The following is a 26455-nucleotide window of genomic DNA, read 5'->3' as shown; positions in this document are numbered from 1 at the left end:
GCAAGGCGACGTCTCTTTTATCTTGTGTGTGATGGAAGGCTCAACACGAACTCACGCCGCGCAAAGTTCACGCACTTCCGCGGCGAAGCGCTCGACCGTCTCCGGCTGCGTATCCCATGCGCACATCAGCCGGCAGCCGCCCGCGCCGATGAACTCGTAGAATTTCCAGCCGCGCGCGCGCATGGCCTTGGCGGCTTGCGCGGGCAATTGCGCGAAGACCGCATTCGATTCCCGGGGGAACATGATGCTCACGCCCGGGATTTCCTGCAACCGCGTTTGCAGCAGGTCCGCCATGGCATTCGCATGACGCGCGTTGCGCAGCCACACGTCGTTGTCGAGCAGGCCTAGCCACGGCGCGGAGATGAACCGCATCTTCGAAGCCAACTGGCCGGCCTGCTTCAGGCGGTAGGCAAAATCGTCGGCGAGCGCGCGGTCGAAGAACACGACCGCTTCGCCAACCGGCAAGCCGTTCTTGGTGCCGCCGAAACACAGCACGTCGACACCCGCGCGCCACGTGATCTCCGATGGGTGCACGTCCAGCGCGGCGACGGCGTTGGCGAAACGCGCGCCGTCCATATGCACTTTCAGATGGCGCCGTTTGGCGATCGCCGCGATCGCCCGCACTTCCTCGACGCTGTAGACGGTGCCGACTTCCGTCGATTGCGTCAGCGTGACGACTTTGGGCTTGGGGTAATGGATGTCGGCGCGGCGGGTGACGACCGCTTCGATCGCATCCGGCGTGAGTTTGCCGCTGACGCCCGGCGCGGTCAGCAGCTTGGAGCCGCCTGAGAAAAACTCCGGGCCGCCGCATTCGTCGGTCTCGATGTGTGCGAGTTCATGGCAGATCACCGAGTGATACGACTGGCACAGCGACGCCAGCGCCAGTGAATTGGCGGCCGTGCCGTTGAACACAAAGAACACTTCGCAGTCGGTCTGAAACAGTTCGCGCAGACGGTCGCACACCTGGTTGGTCCAGGAATCGTCGCCGTAGGCCGGTTCGTGGCCGCTCTGGTTGGCGGCGATCAATGCCTCGAGCGCTTCGGGACAGATGCCGGCATAGTTGTCGGACGCGAAATGTTGCATGGCGGGCGGCGCGCCTCGTGACAGGCGCGCTGGGATGACGGGAAAGCGGTCATTTTAGTGCGCCATCCGGATATTTGTTTCCCGGCTCTCATGTCGCCGGATACGCCGGCGACAGCACCCGCTCAATCGCAGCCGCAATCAGGCATGCGGCCGCGCCCGCGCGGCCGGCGCGCAACCGCGGTCAGCGCGGCGGCGCCCAGCAGTAATGCGCCCGCCGCCAGCCACAACGCCGGCGAGAACGACCCCGTTTGCGCGGCGATCGGCGCAGCAACCAGCGGACCAACGATCTGACCGACGCCGTAGGCCGCCGTCGAGTACCCCATCAGTCCGGCGGCGTCGTCGCCATGCAGACGCCGTGCTTCGCGCATTGCGAACAGGGTGATCGCGGTGAACGGCAGGCCGATCAGGATGCTGCCGAGCGAGAAGCCGCCCGCCGTCGGCCAGACGATACCGAGCGCGATCCCGCAGGCCTGCAGCACATAGCAGGCGGCAAGCAGCTCGCGATTGTCCCAGTGCCCCGGCAGACGCGCCGCCAGCAACGCGCCCACGATCAGCGCCGCGCCGAACATCGGCCAGAAAAGGTCCGGCCACGACGAGCCCGGCAGCGCGTGGCGCGCGATCACCGGCAGGAAGGTCGCCGTGATGATGTAGCCGAAACCGGGAATGCCGTAGAGCACGACAAGCCAGAAGGCGTCGGCGCGGTGGGAGGCCGGCCGGGTTGCTGCCGGGCGTTGGGCAGGGGCGGAATGGGCGGCGGTGTTATTGGCTGTGTCGAATTGGCCTGCCGCACCACGTTCGCTCGCCGCGCGTTCACTGCCGGTGGATCGATCGGCGGGCGGGCGTTGGCTCGTGGGACGAACACTGGCCCGATCGACATTGACCGCGCGCGCGCCGAACGGCGCGCCAAACACTGGCCACACCACGATCGACAGCACCGCGGCAATCAGCCCGAAACCCAGCCACCCCAACGTAGCCCCGCCATATCCACCCGCCACGCTAACCAGCAAGCCGGTTCCCACAATACCGACACCGGGCCCCGTGTAAATCACCCCGCTCCAGCCGTGCGCGCCGAGTTCGGCAAGCCGCCGCAAACCCCACTGGGACGCAAACACGAAAGTCCACGCACTGATCGCGCCGGCGATGAAGCGCACCAGCGCCCACACCCAGAACTGGCTCGTGACGCCCATCGCCAGCGTCAGCAACACCGTCGTAACAAGGCCGAGGCGCACCATGCGCGCCGGACCGACCCGCAGCGCCGCGCACGTGACCGCGCCGACGAAGTACCCCGCGTAGTTGAACGACGCGAGCCAGCCGCCGTGCTGGATGTCGATTTGCGGCTGCCCGAGCGCGCCGCCGTGAAGCATGAGCGGCAGAAGCGGCGTGAAAGCAAAACGCCCGATACCGAGCGCGACCGCCAGCGTGATCATGCAGGCAAGCGCCGCGCGCCGGGCGGCGTGACGTTCGGCAAAGGCGCCGGGCGTGGTGGTGGAGGCGAGATTCGTCATGAGCGGGCGGCGGTAGATGACTGACGATGGTGGCCGGCGGGTCGCGAAAGCCGGTGACTTCAATCCATATTAGCTTGACCTTTTCATCACGAAAAATGAATAATTTAGATATCGTTAATCGCCAGGAGAGAATGATGGATCTGGCCGCCTTGACCATTTTTCGCGCCGTCGTCCGGGAAAACGGCGTCACGCGTGCGGCTGCCAAGCTCAATCGCGTGCAATCGAACGTCACCACGCGTATCAAGCAACTTGAGGAGCAACTGGGCACCGAGCTGTTTATCCGCGACGGCCGCCGTCTCGTGCTGACACCGGCCGGCGAGACACTGCTGCCCTACGCGGAGCGTTTGCTTGCCCTCGCTGACGAGGCGCGTCACGCGGTGCGCGAGGATCGGCCGAGTGGGCGCCTGCGGCTGGGCACGATGGAAAGTGTCGCGGCAACGCGTCTTCCCGGCCTGCTCGCGCACTATCACCAGCAGTGGCCGGCGGTCGCGCTGGAACTCGAAACCGGCACGACCGGCAAGCTCATCGAGCGGGTGCGCGAATTCGAAGTGGATGCCGCTCTGGTAGCGACGCCGCTGGATCCGGCAGCGTTAGGCGATTTGTTCGAGTCAGTGCCGGTGTTCAGGGAAGAACTGGTGATGCTGACGCCGCGCGGGCATCGGCCGATCCACGAAGTGAGCGATATCGCGCTCTCGACCCTGGTTGCGTTCGAGCGCGGCTGCGCGTACCGGGCTTATATCGAGAAATGGTATCTGGAGCACGGCGTGAGGCCGGCCCGGGTGCTGGAGCTCGGCTCCTATCACGCGATCGTGGCATGCGTAGCCGCTGGAGCGGGTGTGGCGGTGGCGCCGCGGTCCGTGCTTGAGTTGCAAGCCGATGCCAGCAATATCACGGTGCATGCGCTACCCGATATCGGCGTGATCGACACGCTGCTCGTCTGGCGACGCGGGCATTTTTCGTCCGCGCTCAATGCGCTGAAAGAAACGCTGCTGAAGGGAGAGGACGCGAAAAGTTCGCGCGAGGCGGCAACCCACGCGCAGACTGTTGCCTGATTTTTTCGACTGCGGGACGTGGTGAGAGACCACGCGAGGCGTGCGCCGCGAACGGCCCTTGAACGCCCCCGAAGTGAGCGCCGTGCCAACGCCTAAGAACGGCCCCTAAAGGGAGCGCCGCGCCAACGCCTAATCCAGCGTGACGGGTTCCAAACGATTCGGGCCGCGCGGCGCGCCGATACTCCCGGCGCACCGCGCGGCCCAATCAAAGCCGGATTAAACCCGACTTAAAGCTGGCCTTCGACCCAGCCCTTGACGCCGGCCAACGCCGCCGGCAGATTCGCCGGCTCGGTGCCACCCGCCTGGGCCATATCCGGCCGACCGCCGCCCTTGCCGCCAACCTGCTGCGCGACGAAGTTGACCAGCTCGCCCGCCTTGACCTTCTTGCTTGCATCGGCGGTGACACCGGCAATCAGGCTCACCTTGCCGCCTTCAACCGATGCCAGCACGATCGCCGCGCTCTTGAGCCTGTCTTTCAGCTTGTCGACCGTCTCGCGCAGCGTCTTGACGTCGGCGCCTTCAAGCGTAGCCGCCAGCACGTGCACGCCGGCGATTTCGATCGCCTGGCCAGCCAGCTCGTCGCCCTGGCTCGACGCCATCTTCGACTTGAGAGCGCTCAGTTCCTTTTCAAGCTGCTTCACCTGATCCTGAACCTGCGTGATCCGTTGCGTGAGTTCCGCCGGCTGTGCCTTCAGGACAGCCGCCGCCGCGTTGATGCGCGCGTCGAGATCCTGCACGAAGCGCACGGCGTTGTCGCCCGTAATCGCTTCCACGCGGCGGATGCCCGCCGCCACGCCGCCTTCCATCACGATCTTGAACAGACCAATGTCGCCGGTGCGATGCACGTGCGTGCCGCCGCACAGTTCACGCGAGAAGCCGAGGTCGAGCACGCGCACTTCGTCGCCATACTTTTCGCCGAACAACGCCATCGCGCCGCCCTTCACCGCTTCGTCGAACGGCATAACGCGGACGATACCCGGCGCATTCGCCAGCACTTCCGCGTTGACGATTTCCTCGACGCGGCGGATCTGCTCGTCCGTCATCGGCGCGTTGTGCGCGAAGTCGAAACGGGTCTTGTCCGCGTCGACGAGCGAGCCCTTCTGCTGCACGTGCGAGCCGAGCACTTCGCGCAGCGCCTTGTGCATCAGGTGCGTGGCCGAGTGGTTGCGTTGCGTGCGGGCGCGACGCACCGCGTCGATTTCCGCCTTCACCACGTCGCCCACCTTCAGCGTGCCCTGCTCGAGCGTGCCGTGATGACCAACCACGTCGGCCTGGACCTTCAGCGTGTCGGCCACCGCGAAGCGCACGCTCGCATTGGCCAGCACGCCCTGGTCGCCCACCTGGCCGCCCGACTCCGCGTAGAACGGCGTGTGGTCCAGCACGACGACCGCCTGCTGGCCGTGGCTCACCTGCTGCACCGAGGCGCCGTCGACATACAGCGCGATGATCTTCGCGTCGTCGAAGACGATTTCTTCGTAGCCGTGGAAAGTGGTCTTCGCGCCCGTGTATTCGAGGCCTTGCGCCATCTTGAACTTGCCCGCCGCGCGAGCCTGTTCGCGCTGACGCGCCATGGCTTCGTCGAAGGCCGGTTCGTCGACCGTCACTTCGCGCTCGCGGCACACGTCCGCGGTCAGATCCAGCGGGAAGCCGTACGTGTCGTGCAGCTTGAATGCGAGTTCGCCGTCGAGCGTCTTGCCGCCCTTCGCTTCGAGGTCGGCCAGCGCGCTCTCGAGAATCGACATGCCGTGCTCGATGGTCTCGAAGAAGCGCTCCTCTTCCTGACGCAGCACGTCGGTCACGCGCTGCTCAGCGTCCTTCAACTCCGGGTATGCATCGCCCATTTGCGCGACGAGGTCGGCCACCATGCGATGGAAGAACGAGCCCTTCTTGCCCAGCTTGTAGCCGTGACGGATGGCACGGCGCACGATCCGGCGCAGCACGTAGCCGCGGCCTTCATTGCCCGGAATCACGCCGTCGACGATCAGGAACGAGCATGCGCGGATGTGGTCGGCAATGACCTTCAGCGAGTTATTGGTCAGATCGCTCACGCCGGTTTCACGCGCGGCCGCCTTGATCAGCGCCTGGAACAGGTCGATCTCGTAGTTGCTGTGCACGTGCTGCAGCACCGCGGCGATGCGCTCCAGTCCCATGCCGGTGTCCACGCACTGCTTGGGCAGCGGCGTCATGTTGCCTTGCGCGTCGCGGCTGAATTGCATGAACACGAGATTCCAGATCTCGATGTAGCGGTCGCCGTCTTCCTCAGGCGATCCCGGCGGGCCGCCCCACACTTCCGGACCGTGGTCGTAGAAGATTTCCGAGCACGGACCGCACGGGCCAACGTCGGCCATCTGCCAGAAGTTGTCCGACGCGTAGCGCGCGCCCTTGTTGTCGCCGATGCGGATGATGCGCTCGACCGGCACGCCTACTTCTTTCGCCCAGATGTCGTGCGCTTCGTCGTCTTCGTGATAGACGGTCACCCACAGCTTGTCTTTCGGCAGCTGGTACACGCCCGTGAGCAGTTCCCACGCGTAGTGGATCGCGTCGCGCTTGAAGTAGTCGCCGAACGAGAAGTTGCCCAGCATTTCGAAGAACGTGTGGTGACGCGCGGTGTAGCCGACGTTTTCCAGATCGTTGTGCTTGCCGCCGGCGCGCACGCTGCGCTGCGCGGTCGTGGCGCGCGCATACGGACGCGATTCCGCGCCGAGGAACACATCTTTGAACTGCACCATTCCCGAATTGGTGAAGAGCAGTGTCGGGTCGTTGCCGGGCACAAGGCTCGACGAGCGAACGATCGAATGGCCCTTCGATTCGAAGAACTTGAGGAATTTCTCGCGGATTTCGGCGGCTTTCATAGCGTGCGGGGGACGGGTTTGCCAGTTCCCTGGCTGTTACCGGCGGCATCGTGGGATGCGCCAACTGTTTGTTTCTTAAACGACTGATTATACGGGATCGGCGCGTGCGCGCGGCAGCGCGCCCCGGACGTTAGCCGTTCGGCCAGGTTCAGCCAGGCTTGAGCGGCTGCCGAGAGGACTTCGAGAGGCGTGTCATTCGTCCTATGCCGTTCGGCTGACTAACCCGCCGCCCGGGAATCGCTTAAGATGGCCCACTATTCGCGGCGCCTCGCCCGCCGCCTGCCTACCCGCAACTACGTGCATGGGACCAGACTAAGCGCTAAAGCGCTAACTCTGGTCGACATAGGAGACATTGACGAATATGGGCGCTCTCAGTCATATCCGCGTGCTGGATCTCACCCGCGTGCTCGCGGGGCCCTGGTGCGCGCAAACGCTTGCCGATTTCGGCGCCGACGTGATCAAGATCGAACGGCCCGAAGTCGGCGACGACACGCGCCATTGGGGGCCGCCGTACCTGAAGACGCCGGCCGGCGAAGACACGCGGGAGGCCGCGTATTACCTCGCCGCAAACCGCAACAAACGCTCGGTGACGGTCGACATCGCCTCGCCCGAAGGCCAGCGGATCATCCGCGAACTGGCCGCGCAAAGCGACGTGGTGCTGGAGAACTACAAGGTCGGACAGTTGAAGAAGTACGGCCTCGACTACGCGTCGCTCAAGGAAGTGAAGCCCGACCTGATCTACTGCTCGGTGACCGGTTTCGGGCAAACCGGGCCGTATGCGCAGCGCGCCGGCTACGACTTCATCGTGCAAGGCATTGGCGGCTTCATGAGCATTACCGGTGAGCGTGAAGGCCAGCCGGGCGGCGGTCCGCAAAAGGCCGGCGTCGCGATTGCCGACCTCATGACCGGCATGTACTCGACCATCGCCGTGCTCACCGCGCTCACGCACCGCGACCGCACGGGCGAGGGCCAGTACATCGACATGGCGCTGCTCGACGTTCAGGTCGCGATGCTCGCCAACATGAATTCGAACTACCTGGCGAGCGGCCAGCCGCCGGTGCGCTGGGGCAATGCGCATCCGAACATCGTGCCCTACCAGACCTTCCAGACGAGCGACGGCTGGATCATCGTCGCGGTCGGCAACGACGGGCAGTTCCGCAAGTTCGTCGAAGTGGGCGGCCGTCCGGAACTGGCCGACGACGAGCGTTTCGCGACCAATCCTGCGCGCGTGCGGAACCGCGACGTGCTCGTACCCATTCTCGCGGAGATGGTCCGCCTGCAGGGCAAGCAGCAATGGATCACGGCGCTCGAAGCGGCAAGCGTGCCGTGCGGGCCGATCAACGATCTCGGCGAGGTGTTCGAGAACGAGCAGGTGGTGGCGCGCGGCATGCGGGTCGATCTGCCGCATCCGTCGGGCGGCACGGTCAAGCTGGTGCGCAACCCCATCAATATGAGCGGCACGCCGCCCGAAGCGCTGGCGCATCCGCCCACGCTCGGAGAGCACACGGAGAGCATCCTGCGTGACGTGCTTGGCTATGACGAAGCCAGGATCGCGGCGTTGCGGGCGCAATCGGTGATTTGATTTGAACGGGGCGCACCGGCCCCGGTCTCAACCCGCCTCGCCGAACGAAGCGAGCCATTCACGCCCTTCGGCCCAATCGCCGAGTCCGCTGTCCGCGTTGATATGGCCGCGCGCGCCAATGTCGATCCAGCGGCTGCCCCAGGCGCTCGCGCAGGCCTGCGAAAACGGCACGCCGCCGTAGGGGTCGTCGCTGCTCGCCACGACAATGGTGGGAAACGGCAAGCGCGTGAGCGGCACTGGCGCGAAACCGTTCGCGTCCTGTGGGAACTGGGCTCCGGCGGGGTCCGGCAGCGCGACCAGCAAAGCGCCCGCCACCTTGCCAAGCTGCGCGGCGCTCGCATAATGCGACGCCCAGAACGCAACCGTCAGACAACCGAGGCTATGCGCCGCGAACACCACTGGCGCATCGGCGGCGGCCACCGCGGCGTCGAGCGTACGGCACCAGGCGTCGCGCTCAGGGTGGTCCCAGTCTGGCATCTGCACGCGCACGAACGCCGGATCACTTGCCTCCCAGCGCGTTTGCCAATGACCGGCGCCGGAATTCAGATAGCCCGGCAGCACCAGGGTGGTCGGTTGTTTCGATCCGCTCATCGTGTTCCCCGTCGTAGATCGTCTGTCGTAGATCGTCCGTCGTAAATCGTTATTCGCAGCCTGTAGTCTTCACCCCGCTCGCCGCAGCCCGTCCCGGCGCATCACGGCGCATTACGGCATGACGCGCGCCACGCCCGCGCCGCGCGGGTCCGCTGCCGGTTCAGGTTTCGTGCCATCGATACGGATCATCTGCACGTCGCCATTGAACGACTGCGTCTCGATCGTATAACCCAAGGCTTGCAGTTGCCCGGCCAACTCACCCGTGGCCGGATGATACGGCTCGAAGTAGATCGTCTTCGGCGGCAGCAACTGGTGATGAAAGCGCATCGCGGCGAGCGCGTCGGTGGGCGCCATATTGAAGTCGTAAAGGTCCGTCATCACCTGGAAAATCGAGGTCAGAATACGCGAACCACCAGGCGTGCCGATCACCAGCGACACTTTATTGTCCTTCAGCACGATGGTCGGCGTCATCGACGAAAGCGGCCGGCGCCCCGGCGCTATCGTGTTGGGCTCGGAACTGGTCGCGCTGGCCGGTTTGGTGACGAAATCGTCCATGGCGTCGTTCAGCAGGAAGCCGGCGCCGTCCACCACCACGCCCGACCCAAAATCGCCGTTCAGCGTGTAGGTGTTCGACACCGCATTGCCCCACTTGTCGACCACGGAGAAATGCGTGGTTTGCGCCTTCTCCAGTGCCTCGTCGCCAAGGCCCGGTTTGACCGGCGACGCGCCCGGCACTTCGTCGGGTTTGACTTCGTCGGCGCGCTGCGCGAGGTAGGCGTCGTCGATCAGTTTGCCGGTCGGCATCTTGTACGCGTCAGGATCCCCCAGATACTGCTGGCGGTCGGCGAAGACGCGGTCCTCGATCTGCGCGATCAGATGAATATACGGCGCGGAATTCAGCTCGAGACCGTCGAACGCCTGCTTCAGATCGGCTTTCATCTTCAGCATCTGGATCAGGCCGACGCCGCCCGAACTCGGCGGCGGCGCGGTCACGACCCGATAACCGTTCCAGTCGGCGGCAAGCGGCTGGCGCCACACGGCCTTGTACTGAACCAGGTCCTGCTTGGTGACGAGGCCGTGCCCATACATCTGCTGGGCGATCAGGTCCGCCGTGCGGCCCTCGTAGAACTCGCGCCCGCCGTCGCTTGCAATGCGCGACAGCGTTTCGGCGAGCTCGGGCTGGCGGTAGGTCACGCCCGCTTTGAGCGTCGAGAAGTAGGCGTCGAAGTTGGTCTTGCCGGTGAAGTTCTTCGCAACCGCGTCGCGGCGCTGCTGTAGCCACGGCTCGACCTGAAAACCGTCCGTGGCATAGCGGATCGCGGGCGCGAGCACCTGCTTCCACTTCAGTTTGCCGAAACGCTGCTGGGCCTCCCACATGCCCGCGACCGTGCCCGGCACCGCCACCGCGCGATGCCCGACCGTGCTCATGCCGGGCAGCAGGTTGCTCTTGTCGTCGAGATACATGTCGCGGGTCGCCTGCTGGGGCGCGCGCTCGCGGTAGTCGAGAAAGTAGGGTTTGCCGTCCATGAATACGGTCATGAACCCGCCGCCGCCGAGGTTGCCCGCGTCCGGACAGGTCACGGCCAGCGTGAAGGCCACGGCCACGGCGGCGTCCACCGCGTTGCCGCCGGCGGCGAAAATCTGCTGGGCAGTGTCGGCGCTGTAGCGATCCGGCACGGCCACCGCCGACGCGTCCAGCACAGCCTTGGGCGGCGGCGTTTTCGCGAGAGCGGACGCGGGTGCGACGGCGCCGCCGGTGAAGGCGGCCAGCATGGCCGAGACCGTCGCGATCCGGGCCAGAGAAAGAGAGGTGAAAGGCGCGCGAGGCGCGCGTGTCGGGACAGACATCCGAGAAACTCCGGCAACTGAGGGCGCCATGGTGCATGAACCACGGGAATAATCGCACGGCGCTGGCGGGCGAACCCGCGCCGCTCGCATCCTAAGTCGGCGGCGAACGCGTCAACAAACCGTTTTACCTCCTGTTACAGCGCCTTCCGGCCCCCGAATCCGCGCCGAAACCGCTCAAACGTTGGCTGCACACCGCATTCGCCTGTCGTAAAGGGACTCGTCAGGTAGAATCAGCAGATTAGTGGGCGCATTACGCTTCCCCGACAGACTTTCTCCTTCTCGCATGAATACCGAACGCAACGACGCGCCAGCGGCATCCAATTTCATCCGCAACATCATTGACGACGACAACCGCACCGGCAAGTGGGGCCAGCGCGTCGAAACGCGCTTTCCGCCCGAGCCGAACGGCTATCTGCATATCGGTCACGCCAAGAGCATCTGCCTGAATTTCGGCGTGGCGCGCAGTTACGGCGGCGTGTGCCATCTGCGCTTCGACGACACCAATCCGGAAAAGGAAAGCGTCGAATACGTCGACTCGATCATCGACGCGGTGCGCTGGCTCGGCTTCGAATGGGAAAAAGGCGGCAAGGAAGAGCTCTATTACGCGAGCGACTACTACGACAAGCTGTACGAATTCGCCGAACTGCTGATCGAGCGCGGCAAGGCGTATGTGGACAGCCAGTCGGCCGAAGAAATGCGCGCGAACCGCGGCTCGGCAACTGAAGTCGGCACGCCCTCGCGCTTCCGCGAGCGCTCGGTGCAGGAGAACCTCGACCTGTTCCGCCGCATGAAGGCCGGCGAGTTCAAGGAAGGCGAGCACGTGCTGCGCGCGAAGATCGACATGTCGTCGCCGAACTTCAATATGCGCGACCCGGTGATCTACCGGATCCGTTTCGCGCATCACTACCGTACCGGCGACGCATGGTGCGTGTACCCGATGTACGACTACACGCATTGCATTTCGGACGCGCTGGAAAACATCACGCATTCGCTGTGCACGCTCGAATTCGAAGACCATCGTCCGCTGTACGACTGGATTCTGAACGAGCTTGCTGAAGCCGGCATCTTCACCCGTCCGCTGCCGCAACAAATCGAGTTCTCGCGCCTGAACCTGACCTATGCGATCACCAGCAAGCGCAAGCTGCTGCAACTCGTGACCGAAGGCCACGTGGACGGCTGGGACGATCCGCGCATGCCGACCATCGTCGGCGTGCGGCGCCGCGGCTTCACGCCGGAATCGATCCAGTTGTTCTGCGAGCGTATCGGCGTCACCAAGGTCGATTCGTGGATCGACATGAGCGTGTTCGAAGGCGCGCTGCGCGACGATCTGGACGAGAAAGCGCCGCGTACGGCCGCCGTGCTCGATCCAGTCAAGCTGATCATCGACAACTTCCCGGAAGACCTCTCCGAGCAGTGCAGCGCGCCGGTGCACCCGCATCATCCGGAAATGGGCGTGCGCGAGTTTCCGATTACGCGCGAGCTGTGGATCGAGCGCGACGACTACACCGACACCCCGCCGAAGGGCTACTTCCGTCTGTTCCCGGGCAACAAGGTGCGCCTGCGCTACGGCTATGTGATCGAGTGCACGGGCGCCGACAAGGACGAGAACGGCAACGTCGTCGCGGTGCATTGCAACTACTTCCCGGACAGCAAGTCGGGCACCGAAGGCGCGAACAACTACAAGGTCAAGGGCAATATTCACTGGGTCAGCGCAGCCGCCGCCTGCCCGGCCGAAGTGCGCATCTACGACCGGCTGTTCAAGGAGCCGCAACCGGACGCCGGTGGCCGTGATTTCCTCGAAGCGCTGAATCCGGATTCCAAGCGGGTCGTCAACGCCTACCTTGAACCGGGCGCACGCGACGCGTTGCCGGAACAACGCTATCAGTTCGAGCGCCATGGCTACTTCGTCGCCGACCGCGTCGATTCGAAGCCGGGTAAGCCCGTATTTAACCGGATCGTCAGCTTGCGCGACAGTTGGGGCAAGCCGGCGTAAGCTGGAGCACAGCTGCTCGTAACGCATTTGAAGTTGAATTCGGCGTGCATCTTTCGAAAAAGATGCACGCCGTTTCGTTGCATCATGTTCCATCCACGGTGACGGCGCGGCCGTTTGCGCACGCCAGTCCAGGAGGTCCAATGAAAATTGCAGCCCGCCGCGGGGCGAGTATCGGGGGCATGCACGGTACAGGCCGCGCGCGCGCCGCACGTTTTGCCCACAGCGCACGCTGCGCCTTGATGGCGCTGGTCACGTTCGGCGCGGCGTCGCTCGCCGACACCGCCTGCGCGGATGAACTCACCGGCACGCTCAAGAAAATCCACGACGACGGTGTGGTCGTGCTCGGGGTCAGGGAAGCGTCGATTCCATTCTCGTACTTCGACGGCAAGAGCACGGTCGGCTACTCGCAGACCATCGCGCTGCAGATCGTCGACGAGATCAAAAAGACGCTCGGCATGCCGCAACTGAAGGTGCGCGAAATCACCGTCACGTCGTCCAACCGCACGCCGATGCTGCTGAACAACCAGATCGATCTGGAATGCGGCTCGACCACGCACACGGTGGAACGCGAAAACGTAGCCGCGTTCTCGAACAGCTTCTTCCAGTACGCCGTGCGCATGATCGTGCGCAAGGGCAGCGGCATCACGGATTTTCAGGACCTGGCAGGCAAGCCGGTCGTGACGACCGCGGGCACGTCAGACGAGCGCCTGCTGCGCCGCCTGAACACCGACAAGCATCTGAACATGCGCATCTCCAGCGCGCGTGACCATTCGGAAGCCTTTGCCGCGCTCAAGGACGACAAGGCCGTGGCCTTCGTGATGGACGAGCCGATCGTGTACGGTTTCAAGGCGACCGATCCGCGGCCCGACGATTTCGTCGTGACCGGCACGCCGCTTGGTTATGAGGTTTATGCGTGCATGTTCCGCAAGGGCGATGAACCCTTCCGCACGCTGGTGAACGGCGTGATCGCGCGCGGCCAGACCTCGGGGGATGCGGAACGTCTGTACAAACAATGGTTCACGCAGCCCATTCCGCCGCGCGGTATCAATCTGAATTTTTCGCTCTCGGAACAGAACCGCGCACTGTTCGCGCATCCCAACGACCGCGCGCTCGACTGACGCGCCGTGCGGCTCGCGCGCGTCAGGCGCGCGCTGCCGCCCGCATGTGCGCTAGAGCGACCTGTGCAGCAGCGCAAGCGACAGGGTGGTCTGAAAGAGCCGCGCAAGACTGCGGCTCGCATACTGCTCGACTTCGTCCGGCGCGGCCCAGCGGTAGGCGTCCATTTCGGGAATCAGCGTGCCGTCGGAGCGGCGCGGAAAGAGCGACGTGCAGATGCACGCGCGCAGATCGAGTTCGTCGGCGGTAGCACGCGCGCCAAACAGATGCAGGTCCTTGTCCCGCCGGTAGACGAACAGGCCAAGATCCGTGAGGCGTTCAGGGGCGATGGCAATGCCGGTCTCCTCGACCATCTCGCGCAGCGCCGTGACGTGCGGCGCCTCGCCCTCCTCGCCGTGGCCCTTGGGAATGTCCCAGTGCGACGTTTCAGTGGCGTGAGCGAGCAGCACCCGGCCGTCCGGATCGAGCAGGACGATGCCGCACGAGACAACTCGCGCGCTCATCACCGCACCGCCTCACGCGAGCATCCCACCGTGCTTTCAAGGCGCACCGGCTGCAGGCCGATGCGCGCCGGCCTCACCACCTGCATGCTCAGTGCTTTTTCTGCAGCTGCCACGCGCCGGCGCCCTGCTTGCAGAATTGCGGGCGCAGGTTCATGGATTGCCCCTTCGCGTTCAGCACGACGCCGACGTCGCGGCAGGTGCGCTCGCCGTCTTTGGCGGTGCTGGCCACCGTAATCACCGCGTCGATTTTCACGCTATTGCCGGTGCCTTCGTTGACCCAGTTCGTGGTTTCGCCGTCCTTCTTGTCGTCCAGTGCTTTGATGACGGCCAGCTTGACCGAATCGACATCGCGCGGCTTCATGTAGGTGATCGGCGTGTCGTTCAGAAAGCCAAGGTTCGCCGCTTGCGCACCAATCGCGCCGCCAAGCAGCAGGCTGCCAACGCTCAGGTTAAGCAGGACACGGGTACGTATCGACATGAAGGGTTCTCCTCGAAAATGTTGGGGCGGCCTCGAGCGCGCTTGCGGCTGCTCGTGATCTGGACCTCAAAAGCATAGCATGTCGCCTCTGAGATCGCCGCGTGAAGCGGCCTCGCGGTGATCCACGACAAATGGGGCGGTCGGCACGGCGCCGCCCATGATTCGCTCCCAATGGCTTGCACGATCGGCAGTGGCGGCCCCACTTAATCTAGGACATATCCCGGATCATTTAGGAGACTTCCCATTTCGCCTCGTAGAACGCTTTCCTAATATTGTTCTACTGCGCCTGGCGCGCCAATCGAGCTACCCCCGCTTCACCATGAACGTCTATCTTTCCCTTGAAACCTTGGCCGTCGCCCTCGCACTGCTGTGCGTGACGCTCGCGCCGATCTCCATCCACATCGATCCCGGATTCGCGCGTCGCATCGTGCGTCTCGACGGATTGCCCCACGCGCACTGGCCCAGGCTGCTGATGCGCGCCGGCACGGCCTGCCTGCTACTGTCGTTCGCCCTGCTGCTGGTTGTCTGCTATTACATTCTCGTCAGCGCGCGCCACTGAACGCGGCGTCGACAGCGCAAGCCGCCGCAACGGCCGGCTTCGCACCCCCCTCGTCAACGCACGAGCTCTCAGTTGGCCGCTTTATAGCCATCCGTCAGCGTATTCAAAAACGCGACCACGTCCTTGATCTCGGCCTCGTCAAGTGCCGGCTTCTCGCCCGGCTTGCGGTCGAACGGCGGCTCCGTATTCAGATTGGCCCAGTAGCGCTGCGGCAAATCATCGAACTTCTGCACTTTGCCCTTCACGACCGGATAGAACTTGTCCGGGTTCGTGTCGCGTTCCGCATAAAAACGCACTACTTGATCGAGCGAATGATAGATGCCGTTGTGGAAGAAGCTCTTCTTCAACGCCACGTTGCGCAGCGTCGGCGTGCGGAAGATGCCGCAAAATTCGGCGCGCCCTTTCAGGTCGGTGCGCTCCGGCCCGCAAGCGCCGAGGTCGTAGAAATGGGGATCGCGGTTCACGGATAGCGCGCGATTGCGCGGCACACCGATCGCGATCAGGCCGAAATCGCTGAACTGCGGCGGCGCGCCGTCCATGGTGCGCTGGCTGATGTGGCAGCTTGCGCAATTGCCCTTCTTTTCGTCGTTGAACAGTTGCAGGCCGCGAAGTTCGGCTTGAGTCAGCTGCGCCTTGCCGGCCAGATAAGCGTCGTACTTGCTCGTGTACGGATAGAAGACTTCGGGCGTCTGCTCGAAGGTTTCGAGCGCTTGCAGCACAGCGCTGAAGGTGGCGTCGTCGCTCTCGAAAATGTGTTCGCCGAAGGCCGCGCGGAAAGCGCCGGCGTACGGCGCGGCCTTGACCGCGGCGGCCACTCCGGCCGGCGTGCTGCCCATTTCGAACGGCGACAGCAACGGAATGCGCGCCTGTTCGCCGCCGCGGTCGACCCGGCCATCCCAGGTGAGGCCGCCGGTCGGCCCGGCGTCCACGCTTTCGTCGCCTTCGTCGTCCGATTCGTGATAGTGCTCGGCGAACGCCGGCACCGCTTGCAGATACTTCAGCGTCGGCGCGGCGCGCATGCCGGTGCGGTGCATGTCGTTGCCGCCCAGTTGCACCGACAACGCATTGGCCGGCGAAAACCCATGCTCCGGACTGTGGCACGACGCGCAAGCCAGCTTGCCCGAACCGGACAGCGATGCGTCGAAAAACAGTTGCTTGCCGAGCGCGGTCATCTGCCGCACGGATTCGTAGACTTGCGCGCGGGACTGGCCGGCTTCATGCGCGGCCACCTGCACGGCGGACACGGCGACGGGCGCGGACGAATGCGCTGCGGCCGCGACGGCGCCCGCATCCGGCGCACCCGCATCGCACGCGGCAAGGGCCATGGCCGTAGTCGCGAGCACACAAGCCGTTGCCAGCCGCATGCGCTTCGTTGCAGTCGTGGCGCCTTGCCGCGCCGCGGCCCGAACCATTATTTTCCGAATCCCCGTCAGACCTGGCCGCATATAAACGATATGAGTTTGCTTGAGTGAAGTCCGCGAGCGTATTTCATCTGCATGTCGCTCGAATGACATAAAGCCAACGAATTATCGTAGACAAAAGCAATTCGTAATTAATTACATCTTTCTGTCAAACTCCGTTGCCAAACTTTCGCCGGCGGCCAGTCGTGTCAGGAACACACGCGGCCCGTCCCCAACGCGAGAGAGAGAAACCCAATCTAATGAACAAGAAACTGATTTTCGCGACGACTATCGCGATTGCTGCCGCGTTGAGCCTGTCCGCGTGCGGCGGCGACGAAGTCACGCAACCGAACATCACCGCGATCAAGACTGTCGTGGTGATTTACGCGGAAAACCGCAGCTTCGACAATCTGTACGGCAACTTCCCGGGCGCCAACGGTCTGCAGAACGTGACGGCGGCCAGCGCCACGCAGGTGGATCGCAACGGCACGCCGCTCGCGACGCTGCCGATGGTATGGAACGGCCTGACGCAAACCGGCGTGACGCCGGTCGTCACCCAGGCGATGACGGCCAATCTGCCGAACAGCCCGTTCGCGATTGACGATCCGAAGGGTTTCAACACGCCGATCACGGCCACCACGCGCGACCTGTATCACCGCTTTTACGAGAACCAGATGCAGATCAACGGCGGCAAGAACGACAAGTTCGCCGCGTGGGCGGATTCGGGCGGCCTCGTGATGGGCCACTACACGCTCAACGCCGACAAGCTGCCGCTGTGGAAAATCGCGCAGCAATACACCCTGGCCGACAACTTCTTCATGGGCTCGTTCGGCGGCTCGTTCCTGAACCACCAATGGCTGGTGTGCGCGTGCACGCCGACTTATCCGAACGCGGACAAGAGCCCGGCGGCGGGTTCGATCTCGGCGGTGGAAGCCGACGGCGTCACGCTGAAAGTCGCCTCCAACTCGCCGGCTTCGGCACTGAGCGGCCCGCCGAAATACGTGCTGTCGGGCAACCTCACGCCTGACTTCTACGCGATCAACACCATGCAGGCGCCGTATCAGCCGAGCGGCAACAAGGCGGCCTCCGGCGGCGATCCGCGTCTGGCCGATCCGAGCCTCGCCACCACCCTGCCGGCGCAGACGCAGACGCACATCGGCGATCTGCTGAACAACGCGAACGTGTCGTGGGCGTGGTACGGCGGCGCGTGGGGCGCGGCGGTGTCGGCGGCGCAGAACGGCACGTCGAACGTGATCTACGGCGCGAATCTGACGGCACCGAACTTCCAGCCGCATCATCAGCCGTTCAACTACTTCGCCGACCTCGCGCCGGGCACGACGAACCGCGCGCAGCATCTGCTCGACGGTGGCCTCGCCGGCTCCGAGTTCATCAAGGCGATCGACAGCGGCACGCTGCCGCAAGTGTCGTTCTACAAGCCGCAAGGCAACCTGAACGAACACGCGGGTTACACCGACGTTGCCTCGGGCGACCAGCACATCGCGGACGTGATCTCGCATCTGCAAAAGAGCCCGCAGTGGAGCAACATGCTGGTGGTCGTGACCTACGACGAAAACGGCGGCTTCTGGGATCACGTGGCGCCGCCGAAAGCGGACCGCTGGGGTCCGGGCACGCGCATTCCGGCGCTCATCATCTCGCCGTACGCAAAGCAGGGTTATGTCGATCACACGCAATACGACACCACGTCGATCCTGCGCTTCATCACGCGACGCTTCTCGCTGCCGACCCTGCCGGGTATCGCGGCGCGCGACGCAGCCCTCGTCAGCAACGGCAGCAAGCCGATGGGCGACCTGACGTCCGCGCTCAACCTCAAGCAGTAAGCGAAGGTGAGCCACCGTCAGATATCTGACGGACGATTCAGACAGTAAGCAACAGTCCGCCACGAGGCGTGGACTTTGACGGGGCAGCTTCGGCTGCCCTTTTTTATTTTTGCTGTGCGGAGTCCGACGCGTTTTCATGAGCGGCGTATGCTTCGACCGAGAACGCTATCGTCTTGCTTCGCAGGAAGCGGATCGAAACGCTCCATTCCGTGGCACAGGCTTGTTCACTTGCTCGTCCACTTGGTTGTCCCTTTAGTTGCAAACTTAGTTGCCCACTCAGTTGCCCACTTCGCCAGGAGTTCATCGACATGGCTGGAAAAAACCTCAAGGTGCCAGGCCCCGATCACCCAATCACGGTCGAACCCGCCAAGGCTCGCGTGATCATCAAGGTAGCCGGCAAGGTGATTGCCGATACGGACAAGGCACTGGTGCTGCGCGAATCGTCCTACCCCGCGGTGTATTACATTCCGCGCCACGACGTCGAGATGACGCTGCTGGAGCGCACCGATCACACGACCTACTGCCCGTACAAGGGCGATTGCGCGTACTACAGCATTCCGCTGGGAGGCGAACGGACGGTCAATGCGGTGTGGACCTACGAGTCGCCCTACGCGGCGGTGAAGGAGATTGCGCAGCATCTCGCGTTCTATCCGGACCGGGTCGACACGATCGACGTGCAGGCGGCGGCGTAGCAGCGATGATTCCCTGCCGCACGGCGAGCGCGCATGCAGGGCATGAGAAGTACGGCAGGAGGGACTCGAACCCACCACCCTCGGCTTAGAAGGCCGATGCTCTATCCAGCTGAGCTACTGCCGTAATGAGGAGAGGCGATGCAACAAAATGCATCGCCCGCAATGAGAAGCCGCTTTCGGGCTTTCGACCCTGCTCACCAGCAAGCTGCAAGGTTCACGGCATAACGAAATTCTAACTGACCGCGCCTGGTACAGGAAATCCCGGCGCATGTTGCGCGGTCTACCAAGCGCCCAACCGGCGATTGCCCCGTCACAAAACAAACGGGCCCGGCAGGTTGAGCCGGGCCCGGATTATAACCGATCACGCCCTGCCCGCCAGCACGCGGCGGGCCAGGCAAACGCCTCAGACCGGCTGCGGATGCAACATGAACCAGCCGAGGAACACGGCGCCGGCGATCACGCAATAGACGCCGAACGACGCGAGGCGCCCGCGGCCCTCGAAATAGCGCATCAGGAAACGCACGCTCAGATACGCGGCGATCGCGGTCAGCACGCCGCCCAGCAGCGCGTCCGCCAGTTGGCCGGGCGCATGAAACAGCTTCGGCAATTCGAGCACGCCGGCCGCGAAGATGATCGGCGTGCCGAGCAGGAACGAAAATTCGGCAGCCTTCTCCGTCGTGAGGCCGGCGGCATTGCCCGCGATCATCGTCAGGCCGCTGCGCGAGAAACCCGGAATCAGCGCGCCGATCTGCGCGAGACCGACGAAGAACGCCTGGCGGAAGGTCAGCTTTTCCGGCGGCTGATGCGAGCGCGAACGCTGCAGACGATCACCGAACCACAGCAGCACGCCGTTGATGATCAGCGCGATCGCGACGATCCGCAGGTCGTGGAAAATCCGTTCGAGGCGCTTTTCCAGCAGCAGTCCGACGAGGCCCGCCGGAATCGTGCCGATGATCAGTGCCCACATCATGTGCGCGTCGTCGTTGCGGCGGCCGCCGAACGACGCGAAGAAGCCGCGCACCAGCTCGCACCAGCGTTTGCGGAAGTACCACAGCAGCGCGAGCGCGGTGCCGAGATGCAGGGCGACGAGGAATGGCAGCAGTTGCGGCGCGTGTTTGTCGATATGCATGCCGAACACTGCGGGCACGAGCAATGTATGGCCGAGGCTGCTCACCGGAAACAACTCGGTGACGCCTTGCAGCACGCTCAGGAAGATCAGAAACGACAGGTTCACGCGGCGTCCTTGTAAGGAAAATGTCGGGGGACAGCGCGCCGGAATAACGCGGCCGGCACGTCAAAGGCGCACCGATTATGCCTGGCTGCAATGACAGCGCCAAGCGTTTAGGCCACTTTCGGGGATATTTTGACGCACTGCGTCACAACTCGACACCGTTGTTACGCTGCGGAAAAAGAAACGGGCGCCGCGATTGGCCGCCCTGTGATCAGAAGAGATGCGTGTTGCTTAAAACATGTGTCTTACGCTAGCCGCGAGGTGACAAACCGGCGAGGCGGTGAGGCTGGAGTTGGAGCAAGGCCGCGGATCAGCGCTCGAGTTTGTAAAAGAAGTAGGCGGTGCTTGCCGCGAACATGCCGAACAACGCCACACCCATTGCCATTGCGAGATCCATAAAGCCTCCTGAGCCGGTCTCATCCGGTCGTCGAAATGACCGGGTAGTCGAACGGATTATCAGCAAGGATGGCGGTCCCACGACACCCGCAATTTCCCCAGAAGGGTTTCCCCGTAGCGGAAAGCAGCGCAAAATCGATCTTTCGCGCAGCTTGCGAGCGGCGCAGTGCAACCCTTGCATGGCATGCTTGCGGCGTGCTCGAACCACCATCAACCTCTTTATCCATTAGCCCATCGACCATGCCCCTCTCTCCGCAACAGGACATTCTCGAGATCGCCCAGGACGGCTCCGTGCTCCGTTTCGCGCCGCAAGCCGGCGGCCGTCTGATGTCGTGGACGATCGACGGCGAAGCGGTCATCCATTGGCCGGAGCGCGCCGACTGGAGCCAACCCGCGCGGATTCGCGGCGGCAACCCGCTGCTCTTCCCGTTTCTCGGCCGGCATCGCGTCGACGGAAAGATCGGTTATTGGCGTGACGCCAAAGGCACGGTCCGCGAACTGCCGATGCACGGCTTCGCGCGCGATCTGCCGTTCGAAGCCCACGCCGACGTGCACGGCGCCGGCCTGCGCCTGATTCTGACCGACAGCAAGGCAACTCACGGCGGCTACCCGTTCGGCTTCCGCTTCGAGACCGCCTATAGCCTCGCGGACGCGAACACGCTCGACGTGACGTTCACCACCACCAACACCGGGCACGCACGCCTGCCCTACTACGCGGGCCATCACTTCTACTTCACGCTGCCGTACACGCAGCGTGGCGAGACCTCGCTCGAATTGCCGCGCACCGAACGGGTCTTCCAGCAGGAGGACGGCTCGATCAGCGCCGCCGAACCGGGCGAAGCGCGTTATACGCTCGACGAAGCGCGCATTCACGACCGCTTCCACTGTCTCGTCGGCACACCGGACCAACCGGTTCGGCTCATTGCGCCGGGTCTCGACCGGCTCATCAGCATCGACCTGCAACGGCCGGGCTCGGTGCCCTGGTATGCGGTCACGACCTGGACTGAAGCCGCGGAATCGGACTTCTACTGCGTCGAACCGTGGCTCGGCTTGCCGGACGCGATCCACAACGGCAAGGGTCTGCGCTGGCTCGAACCCGGGCAGACCGAGGTCGCCGCGCTGCGCATCAACGTGACGAAGCTCGGCTGATTCCAGCCCTTCCACGTGGTGTTGCGCGACCGGTTTTGCGCTGATACGTGCCGGGTGGCGAGCCGTTTCGCTGCCTGGTTTTCGTGTGTTGCAGCGCAAAACCGTTAGAATCGGACGCTTTGCATCCACCTGCCACGTGATCGGGATCGGCGCGCGGCAGCGCTTTGCGAGGTCCAATGCTGGAAACAACAAGAATCATGAAGCGGCTCGCCTGCGCGTCGCTGGTGGCGCTGCTCGCCGCGTGCGGGTCCGCGCCGGTGGGGCCGGGCTTTTATCGGGTCGAACGGGGCGATACGCTGTCGAAGATCGCGCGCAGCAACCGCCAGTCGGTGCAAAGCATCGTGCGCTGGAACAACCTGGCCAACCCTGACAGCATCGAGGTCGGCCAGGTGCTGCGCGTCGTGCCGCCGGCCGGCGCGGCGTCGACGAGCGGTGCTGTGCGCAGCAGCGGTGCCGGCAGCGGCAGCGCGTCAGCCACGCCGCGCACGGCGCCCGCGGACAGCGCGCCGTCCGCTGCGCAGGCGGCGTCGATCTCGCTGGTATGGCCGGCCGACGGCACTGTCATCCGGGGTTTCGACGGCGGCAATTCGAAGGGCATCGACATTTCGGCGGCGGCGGGCACCCCGGTGATCGCGGCCGCGCCCGGCACGGTGGTCTACGCGGGCAACGGCTTGCGCGGCTACGGCAATCTGCTGATTCTCAAACACAACGCCGACTATCTGACGGCCTACGCGCACAATCGCGTGCTGCTGGTCAAGGAAGGCCAAACGGTCGCACGCGGCGAGAAGATTGCCGAGATGGGCGACACCGATACCGACCGCGTGATGCTGCACTTCGAACTGCGCTATCAGGGCCGCTCAATCGACCCGTCGCGAGCACTGCCCCCTCGCTAGTAAGCTAGTAACCGAGAGCCTCGGGAACCCGGCGTGCTATAAAAGGCTCAATCAGGACACGACGCGGTTCCGCGTCGCGTCTTTTTTCGGTTATCTGTAAGGATTTTGTATGAAGAGCGCATTGGCGTCCGTCACGACGGCCGCGGCGATCGGTTTGGGCCTGCTGACGCTTGGCAGCCTCGGTGGCTGCTCCAGCACGACCACCATGACCTACCTGCCGAGCGGCGACACCGGCTTTGCGATCAACTGCAGCGGCAGCGACGCGAGTTCGAGCTGGGCCGAGTGCTACAAGCGCGCGGGTGAAGTCTGCGGCAACTACGGCTATGACGTCGTTTCGAAAGATGTCGACAACGGCGCGACCTCCGGTGGCACGGTCGGCGGGATTTTCGGCGCGAATGTGAAGAACCGTTCGATGGTGATTCGCTGCAAACAGTAACGGCGATTCGCGAGGTTATCTGCGATCACTTGTGCGTGAGTCCGCTCCAAAAAAAAGCCCGGCACGGGGCCGGGCGAACGGGGGTTCGGCGCATATCGGCAAAGGACCGGTTCACCATGCGCCAAGACGAAATCTAACAATCCCCCTTTACAAGTGCAATGGATTAATTTCCTGTGCAATGTGATACGGCGTACGGATTCCGCATTATGTGAACCAGAAAATATGCAAACAAACAGACTAATCACCCCCATTACATCGACTTGAAACGCCACTCATATTGCGTCTCGAAATCCATGTAATGCCTGCTGAACCGCGCAAATCAGGCATCTGCCTGAAACCGCCCGGAAACGCCTGAGGAAAGGGGTCTGGCCGATTTCGACTACCTCGCGCGGCCTGATTCCGGCGCTTTACGAGTTGCGTAGTTTTAGTGCGCCAACGCACGTTTTTCCACCATTAATCCATTTTGACCCGCAAACAGCAATTCACCGGATTTCATCATAGGAAGTTCGCGAATAGAGGAATTATTAAATCCCTCTAATCCACCGACAAATCGCCAGTCTGAAAATCCGCAGGCGTTATTGATTCGACAAATCGAATGGCGAACATGGGCGCTCAATCGTTCAGGCGAATCGAACGGCTAAAATCGCCCGTCTAAAATCCGCCTTCACATGACCCTCAGACCCAGTTCGGTGACGAGCACCGCCGCCTGGGCATGCGAGATCGTCGCGCCCTTGAAGAGCGCCGCGTCAACTAGGCGCACACCGCTGAGGTCGGCTTCGCGCAGGTCCGCGCCATCGAAGCGCGCCCCCTTCAGGTTCGCATCCTTCAGGCTGCCGCCTTCGAAAACCGCCTCGCGGAAATCGACTCCGGCAAGATCGGCATCGGAGAAATCCAGTTGCTGCAGCGTGACCTTGCGAAACGACAGTCCCCGCAGATGCGCGCCGATCAGCAAGGTTTCGACAAAGCTCAACCCCAGCGCCGCACACGCCTCGAAATTCGCGCCGGTGAGCTTGCAGCCGCGAAACGACGCCGAGGCAAGCTTCGCGCGCCGCCAGCTGGTGTTATTCAGATCGCTCGACTGAAACGCCGCGTCGACCAGATCGGCCGAGGCGAAATCCGCCTGACGGCCGCGGCAACGCACCCAGCGTGTATGTGAAAGCGCCGCGCCGAAAAAAGAAGTCTCGACGATCGTGCAGCGATGAAATTCGGCCCCGCGCAGATCGAGCCGCGACAGATCGGCGCCTTCGAAATCGCAGTCGGTGAAATGAAGGGGGGCCTTGCTTGCGGCCATATTCGCGGCGATGAGCTGTTCCACGTCGGCACGCGTGAGCGTGGCGTCGGACACGACCTGAGCTTGCGCGCCCGAAGCCGGCGCCGTTGAATCCAGTGACATGAAGGTTCAGAATGAATTTCGAAAGACCCATAGCCTACCGGAACGCGCGCGCCGCCGCTCCCCGGCGATGGTTTATAGTGACGGCCCCGTCCGAACCCGCTTACGATGACTTCCAACGACGCCACCCAAAGCCCGCTGTACGCCAAGCTGCTCGCCGAAACCGCGAAAATCGGCTGGACCGAACTCGAACGTTTTTTTGCCCGCGGCATGCTGCTGCGCGTGGCGCGCGATCTGGACCTGGTGAGCGTGGCCGAAGCCATCGCCAGCGACAACACCACCCAGGTCACACAATGGCTGTCCTCCGGCCTCGTGGAGCGCGTGCAGGCGGAAACCGCCGCCGATTTCGCCGCGCGTGACCCCGACCTCTGGGCCGTGGTCGTCTCGCCGTGGGTGTGCGTGCAGGAACGCCATTGAGCGACACCGGGCACGCCCCGCAGGAAATCCCCGTCGGAGACGGCGCGGGTGCGAACGCACCCGCCGTCCCCGTGCGCTGGCACCGCCGGGTGCTGGCGCTGGCTGTTCCAATCGTCCTCGCCAATCTGACACAACCGATTCTCGGCGCGGTCGACACCGCCGTCGCCGGTCATCTCGATGGAGCGTCGTACCTCGGCGGCGTGGCGCTCGGCGGCATCTTCTTCAACTTCGTGTTCTGGGGCTTCGGCTTCCTGCGCATGGGCACCACCGGCCTCGTCGCGCAATCGCATGGCGCCGGCGCGCACGCCGAACTACGCAACAACGTCGTCCGCGCGCTGCTGCTGGCCGCCGCGATTGGCGCCATGGTGCTGGCGCTGCAGGTGCCGCTGATCGACTACGCGTTGCGCGCGATCGGCGGAAGCGACGCTGTGCAACACAACGCGCGGCTCTACTGCCACGCGCGCATCTGGGCCGCCCCGCTCGCCCTTGCCAACTACGTCGTGCTCGGCTGGCTGCTCGGCACGCAGCGCGTGCGGCTCGCCCTGCTCTCGCAGGTGTTCATCAACAGCGAGAACATCGTCGCCGTGCTGCTCTACGTGTATGGATTCGGTTGGGGCGTGGCCGGCATCGGTGCGGCGACGGCCACGGCCGACGCACTCGGCTTTGTGCTCGGCGCCGCGCTCCTATGGCACGGCCGCCCTCGCGGCCTGCCTGCGCTAAACCGCGCCGCCTTGCTCGACGAGGCGTCGCTCCGGCGGATGGTGGCACTCAATCGCGACATCTTCGTGCGCACGCTGTGCCTGCTCGCGTCTTTTGGCTGGTTCGCGCATCTGGGCGCGCGGCAAGGCGACGCAACGCTCGCCGCGAATGCGCTGCTGCTCAACTTCCAGACCTTCATGGCCTACGGACTCGACGGCTTCGCGCACGCCGCCGAAGCGCTGGTCGGCGCGGCGATCGGCGCGCGCGACCGGCACGCGTTCGCGCAGGCCGTCAAGGTGACCACGTTCTGGTCCGCGCTCGGTGCGCTGGGATTCTCGCTGGTGTATTGGGGCGGGGGCGCATGGATCGTCGAGCGGCTGACCGACCAGGCCGCGGTGCGCACCACCGCCGAAATGTATCTGCCATGGGCCGCGCTTTCACCCGTGGTGTCCGTGTGGGGCTTTTTGCTCGACGGCGTGTTCATCGGCGCGACCCGCACACGCGAACTGATGAAGTCGATGATCGTGTCGTTCGCGGTTTTCGTGGCGGCGTCGTGGGCCTTACTGCCGCTTTACGGCAATCACGGCTTGTGGGCCGCGATGCTGATCTTCATGGCGTTGCGCGGCATCACCCTCGCGCGCTATGTGCCGGGCGTCGTGCGCGGCATGGCGAGCGCGGCCCCTTAGGAGTCTTTCGATTCGCCCTGTGTTGTGTGCGCACGGCACGCTCCTCGCGCATCGCCGCAACCGGTT

23 protein-coding genes and 1 tRNA gene are annotated in these 26455 nt (G+C 64.0%); 12 read left to right on the top strand and 12 right to left on the bottom strand.

The annotated features are described in order from the left end of the window. Positions 1-51: 51 nt before the first annotated feature. Positions 52-1083, bottom strand: coding sequence for a threonine aldolase family protein (locus A6V37_RS14800; RefSeq protein ID WP_064286093.1), 1032 nt, complete (start codon positions 1081-1083; stop codon positions 52-54). 122 nt (positions 1084-1205) lie between these two features. Next, positions 1206-2588, bottom strand: a complete 1383-nt coding sequence (locus A6V37_RS14795) for a YbfB/YjiJ family MFS transporter (RefSeq protein WP_064286092.1) — start codon at positions 2586-2588, stop codon at positions 1206-1208. A gap of 134 nt (positions 2589-2722) precedes the next feature. Between A6V37_RS14795 and A6V37_RS14790 the strand changes: the two genes are divergently transcribed. Then, a complete protein-coding gene (locus tag A6V37_RS14790) occupies positions 2723-3640 on the top strand; it encodes a LysR family transcriptional regulator (RefSeq protein ID WP_064268350.1) in 918 nt (305 codons plus the stop codon). A 227-nt stretch (positions 3641-3867) separates the two neighbouring features. On the opposite strand, the gene alaS is transcribed toward A6V37_RS14790, so the two are convergent. After that, entirely contained in the window at positions 3868-6492 is a 2625-nt protein-coding gene (alaS, locus tag A6V37_RS14785) for an alanine--tRNA ligase (protein WP_064286091.1), read from the bottom strand. A gap of 361 nt (positions 6493-6853) precedes the next feature. On the opposite strand from alaS, the gene A6V37_RS14780 reads away from it, so the two are divergent. Then, the gene (locus A6V37_RS14780; protein ID WP_064268353.1) at positions 6854-8074 is read left to right on the top strand and encodes a CaiB/BaiF CoA transferase family protein; all 1221 of its coding nucleotides are present in this window, start codon (positions 6854-6856) and stop codon (positions 8072-8074) included. Between the two features lie 27 nt (positions 8075-8101). Here A6V37_RS14780 and A6V37_RS14775 read toward each other — a convergent pair whose 3' ends face one another. Then, positions 8102-8665: an RBBP9/YdeN family alpha/beta hydrolase gene (locus tag A6V37_RS14775; RefSeq protein WP_064268355.1), complete on the bottom strand. Its 564-nt coding sequence runs from the start codon at positions 8663-8665 to the stop codon at positions 8102-8104. 111 nt (positions 8666-8776) lie between these two features. Beyond that, entirely contained in the window at positions 8777-10513 is a 1737-nt protein-coding gene (gene ggt, locus A6V37_RS14770) for a gamma-glutamyltransferase (RefSeq protein ID WP_064286090.1), read from the bottom strand. Between the two features lie 283 nt (positions 10514-10796). Between ggt and A6V37_RS14765 the strand changes: the two genes are divergently transcribed. Next, entirely contained in the window at positions 10797-12506 is a 1710-nt protein-coding gene (locus A6V37_RS14765; protein WP_064268358.1) for a glutamine--tRNA ligase/YqeY domain fusion protein, read from the top strand. A gap of 140 nt (positions 12507-12646) precedes the next feature. Continuing rightward, positions 12647-13624, top strand: coding sequence for a transporter substrate-binding domain-containing protein (locus A6V37_RS14760; RefSeq protein ID WP_075643489.1), 978 nt, complete (start codon positions 12647-12649; stop codon positions 13622-13624). A gap of 51 nt (positions 13625-13675) precedes the next feature. On the opposite strand, the gene A6V37_RS14755 is transcribed toward A6V37_RS14760, so the two are convergent. Both A6V37_RS14755 and A6V37_RS14750 read right to left on the bottom strand, forming a co-directional pair. Continuing rightward, on the bottom strand, positions 13676-14125 hold the full coding sequence (locus tag A6V37_RS14755) for an NUDIX hydrolase (protein WP_064268360.1): 450 nt from the start codon (positions 14123-14125) through the stop codon (positions 13676-13678). A gap of 88 nt (positions 14126-14213) precedes the next feature. After that, positions 14214-14603, bottom strand: a complete 390-nt coding sequence (locus A6V37_RS14750; RefSeq protein WP_064268361.1) for an RT0821/Lpp0805 family surface protein — start codon at positions 14601-14603, stop codon at positions 14214-14216. 157 nt (positions 14604-14760) lie between these two features. Between A6V37_RS14750 and A6V37_RS42335 the strand changes: the two genes are divergently transcribed. Continuing rightward, a complete protein-coding gene (locus tag A6V37_RS42335; RefSeq protein WP_242665817.1) occupies positions 14761-15162 on the top strand; it encodes a hypothetical protein in 402 nt (133 codons plus the stop codon). Between the two features lie 68 nt (positions 15163-15230). On the opposite strand, the gene A6V37_RS14740 is transcribed toward A6V37_RS42335, so the two are convergent. Beyond that, complete coding sequence (locus A6V37_RS14740) at positions 15231-16574, bottom strand: cytochrome-c peroxidase (RefSeq protein ID WP_082902737.1); 1344 nt, start codon at positions 16572-16574, stop codon at positions 15231-15233. Between the two features lie 248 nt (positions 16575-16822). Between A6V37_RS14740 and A6V37_RS14735 the strand changes: the two genes are divergently transcribed. Together A6V37_RS14735 and A6V37_RS14730 are read left to right on the top strand one after the other, a co-directional pair. Continuing rightward, positions 16823-18400 carry an acid phosphatase gene (locus A6V37_RS14735; protein ID WP_064268364.1) on the top strand — a complete coding sequence of 526 codons (1578 nt, stop codon included), beginning with the start codon at positions 16823-16825 and terminating at the stop codon, positions 18398-18400. A 308-nt stretch (positions 18401-18708) separates the two neighbouring features. Beyond that, positions 18709-19092, top strand: coding sequence for a DUF427 domain-containing protein (locus A6V37_RS14730; protein WP_064268366.1), 384 nt, complete (start codon positions 18709-18711; stop codon positions 19090-19092). A gap of 50 nt (positions 19093-19142) precedes the next feature. Here the strand turns inward: A6V37_RS14730 and A6V37_RS14725 are convergent. From A6V37_RS14725 to A6V37_RS40710, 3 genes are all read right to left on the bottom strand, one after another. Beyond that, a tRNA-Arg gene (locus tag A6V37_RS14725) sits at positions 19143-19216 on the bottom strand. A 279-nt stretch (positions 19217-19495) separates the two neighbouring features. Continuing rightward, entirely contained in the window at positions 19496-20326 is an 831-nt protein-coding gene (locus A6V37_RS14720) for an undecaprenyl-diphosphate phosphatase (protein WP_064268368.1), read from the bottom strand. Positions 20327-20739: 413 nt separating this feature from the next. Next, complete coding sequence (locus tag A6V37_RS40710) at positions 20740-20961, bottom strand: hypothetical protein (RefSeq protein WP_157447875.1); 222 nt, start codon at positions 20959-20961, stop codon at positions 20740-20742. Between A6V37_RS40710 and A6V37_RS14715 the strand changes: the two genes are divergently transcribed. The 3 genes from A6V37_RS14715 to A6V37_RS14705 all read left to right on the top strand — a co-directional run bounded on the left by A6V37_RS14715 (position 20960) and on the right by A6V37_RS14705 (position 23197). Further along, positions 20960-21868 carry an aldose epimerase family protein gene (locus A6V37_RS14715; protein ID WP_064268370.1) on the top strand — a complete coding sequence of 303 codons (909 nt, stop codon included), beginning with the start codon at positions 20960-20962 and terminating at the stop codon, positions 21866-21868. The two genes, A6V37_RS40710 and A6V37_RS14715, sit on opposite strands and share 2 nt — an antisense overlap. Positions 21869-22044: 176 nt before the next feature. Continuing rightward, on the top strand, positions 22045-22761 hold the full coding sequence (locus A6V37_RS14710) for a peptidoglycan DD-metalloendopeptidase family protein (RefSeq protein WP_064268372.1): 717 nt from the start codon (positions 22045-22047) through the stop codon (positions 22759-22761). Positions 22762-22870: 109 nt separating this feature from the next. Continuing rightward, on the top strand, positions 22871-23197 hold the full coding sequence (locus A6V37_RS14705) for a hypothetical protein (protein ID WP_064268373.1): 327 nt from the start codon (positions 22871-22873) through the stop codon (positions 23195-23197). 664 nt (positions 23198-23861) lie between these two features. Here the strand turns inward: A6V37_RS14705 and A6V37_RS14700 are convergent. After that, positions 23862-24590 carry a pentapeptide repeat-containing protein gene (locus A6V37_RS14700; RefSeq protein WP_064268375.1) on the bottom strand — a complete coding sequence of 243 codons (729 nt, stop codon included), beginning with the start codon at positions 24588-24590 and terminating at the stop codon, positions 23862-23864. Positions 24591-24695: 105 nt separating this feature from the next. Between A6V37_RS14700 and A6V37_RS14695 the strand changes: the two genes are divergently transcribed. Together A6V37_RS14695 and A6V37_RS14690 are read left to right on the top strand one after the other, a co-directional pair. Continuing rightward, complete coding sequence (locus A6V37_RS14695; RefSeq protein WP_064268377.1) at positions 24696-25004, top strand: DUF2288 domain-containing protein; 309 nt, start codon at positions 24696-24698, stop codon at positions 25002-25004. Continuing rightward, positions 25001-26389, top strand: coding sequence for an MATE family efflux transporter (locus A6V37_RS14690; protein WP_425262279.1), 1389 nt, complete (start codon positions 25001-25003; stop codon positions 26387-26389). Before A6V37_RS14695 ends, A6V37_RS14690 begins: the two co-directional genes overlap by 4 nt. Positions 26390-26455: the final 66 nt, after the last annotated feature.

The sequence above is a fragment of the Paraburkholderia ginsengiterrae genome (assembly GCF_001645125.1).
GTDB classification, from domain to species: Bacteria; Pseudomonadota; Gammaproteobacteria; order Burkholderiales; family Burkholderiaceae; genus Paraburkholderia; species Paraburkholderia ginsengiterrae.
This window is presented reverse-complemented; position numbering and strand designations above follow the sequence as displayed.